Annotated in this window: 2 protein-coding genes and 1 pseudogene; all 3 read left to right on the top strand. The window is 36.0% G+C overall.

Going from position 1 to position 2,498, the window contains the following annotated elements:
• On the top strand, nucleotides 1-336 hold a 336-nt coding region (locus ABZA26_RS12575), incomplete at its 5' end, for a glycerol-3-phosphate responsive antiterminator (protein WP_372714858.1).
• A 318-nt stretch (nucleotides 337-654) separates the two neighbouring features.
• Entirely contained in the window at nucleotides 655-1,977 is a 1,323-nt protein-coding gene (locus ABZA26_RS12570) for an MFS transporter (RefSeq protein WP_372714857.1), read from the top strand.
• Between the two features lie 407 nt (nucleotides 1,978-2,384).
• Nucleotides 2,385-2,498: pseudogene (locus ABZA26_RS12565) on the top strand (aquaporin family protein); the annotation flags it as partial.

Raw genomic sequence — 2,498 nt, 5'->3', positions numbered from 1 at the left:
TATCTGATAAAGAACACAGCTTTAGACGGAATAATAAGCACCAAGTATAATCTGATTAAAACTGCCAAGAAATTAGGTGTAAGGGTGATCCAGAGGTTTTTTCTTTTGGATTCAATATCGCTGGAAAACAGTCTGAAATATGCAAGAGAAACAAAACCAGATGCAGTTGAGATACTGCCGGGACTTATGCCTAAAATAATAAAAAGACTATCAAATGAATTGAATCTCCCTGTGATAGCAGGAGGACTAATAACCGATAAAGAAGATATCATGAATGCCCTGGGAGCAGGGGCTTCAGGAGTTTCCACGACTAAAATTGAACTATGGGACATATAACCTGAAGAAGTAGTGGCTAAAGTATTGACAAAATGTACAGTATTGAGTATAATCTGTTGTAAACACGATGTAAAAATCGTGTAAAAGACAGGATTAATGGTGTGCAGAGACTAGTGAGAAGCCGAACCAAAGAATACCTTGAGGTATTTTTTAGTTCGGTTCTTTTATTATGTAAAGGGGCCCATTTATATAATAAAAGGCTGTTTCAAAAAAGACCGGGATACCGGTCTTTGATGCAACGGCAAGTCAAAACTAAAAAAATTAATTCTGTATAAAAAATTATGAAATAAAAATTTCATAGAATTTCGGAGGGGAATTATGATAGGTTTTTTAAAGTCGGCAGAGGCTCTTGATATCAAAGTAAAAGATGTGGACAAGGAGTACAATCGATATAAATGGCAGGTTTTCATAACTATATTTTTGGGATATGCAGTTTTTTATATTACAAGAAAAAATCTTTCTTTTGCCAAGCCTTATCTTATTGATCAACTGGGGTATACCAAGCTCCAGGTAGGAGCAATTGCAGCGGGAATGCCTCTGGCATACGGACTTGGAAAATTTATAATGGGGGGAGTTTCTGATAAGTCAAATCCAAGATATTTTATGGGTCTGGGACTGATTCTGGGAGGTTTTGTAAATATTATATTTGGTAGTTTTCAGAGTATAGCTTCCTTTACAGTTCTGTGGACTATAAACGGCTGGGTACAGTCTATGGGATGGCCTCCATGCGGAAAAACAATGAAGGTATGGTTTTCCAATGATGAAAGAGGAACCTGGATGTCTATATGGAATACGGCTCACAATGTGGGAGCAATGATTATTCCTTTTGTGGTAATAATGGGTGTAAAAATGTTTTCAGGAAGCTGGAAAGGTCTATTCTACCTACCTGGAATAATATCTGTAATAGCGGGTATTCTTGTAATGGTGTTCTTAAGAGACAAACCCGAAAGTCTCGGACTTCCATCTGTGGAAGATTATCACGGAGATATTGTACCTGAAAATAAAAAAGTCAAAGAGGGCGGAAGAACATCAAAGGAAATATTCGTAGAAGATATCCTAAAGAATAAGACATTATGGTCTTTGGCTCTTGCAAACGCTTTTATTTATTTCTTGAGATACGGAACACTTGACTGGATATCAGTTTATCTTGTTCAGTATAAAGGTGTAAATATGAAGGAAGCAGGATGGGCATTTTTCATGTTTGAATTTGCAGCTATTCCTGGAACTATTTTCCTGGGATGGCTTTCAGATAAGATGTTTAAGGGAAGAAGAACCCCTCTTACTGTAATATGTCTAGGACTTTCTATTCTAGCTGTTTCTGCCTATTGGCTTACAGACAGTATGCTGATAATAAATCTATCGATCGCAATCATAGGTGCCTTGATATACTTCCCTGTAGCGGCAATAGGTATAGCTGCTGTGGATATTGCAAAGGATGACAGTGCAGGGATGTCTGCAGGATGGACAGGTCTGTTTGGATATTTCATAGGAGCTACAGGTTCTGAAATCTTAGTCGGTTATGTGCTTGATAACTATTCCTGGAATGTTTACTTCATGATGCTTATCGGGTCTGCAGTGCTGGCAATACTGCTTCTTATTCCAGTGTGGAATTCAGGTATGGTAAAAAGAAAAACGGCTTAAAAAAATTATAATCTTATTATGGAGACGAGGTTGATGCAAGCCTCGTCTTTTTTATTTTAGAATTGAATTAATTTATACTTTGCCAACTAGGTAAGATATATCAAGGGCTACAGCTGGATATGTCTACCAATGGAATAAAGTGAAAAAAATAACTTTAATTTGTTTCATTGACAATACCAACAAAGTGTAATAACATAAAAGTGTAAGGAATAACCACACTTTGACTAATAAAAGATCGAAAACTTTAAAAAAGGTGTGTGCGAGAATATTTTTTTAGAATTTTAATTTAAAATAATATATGTAGTAGGAGAATGGAGAAACTACAAAAGAACGGCATTTTAGGTGTCTGACTTTTTGTAGTTTTTTTATTTGTAGAAATGCATATAAAAAACAGGAGGAGTGATGAAATGGGAGTTTATTTAGCAGAGTTTATAGGTACAATGATCCTGATATTACTTGGTAACGGAGTAGTTGCAAATGTGGTTCTAAACAAGAGTAAGGGTAACAACAGTGGATGGATA

The organism is Ilyobacter sp. (assembly GCF_041583315.1).
Taxonomy (GTDB): domain Bacteria; phylum Fusobacteriota; class Fusobacteriia; order Fusobacteriales; family Fusobacteriaceae; genus Ilyobacter.
The sequence above is the reverse complement of the archived record's forward strand: the minus strand, read 5'-3'. Positions and strand labels throughout refer to the sequence as shown.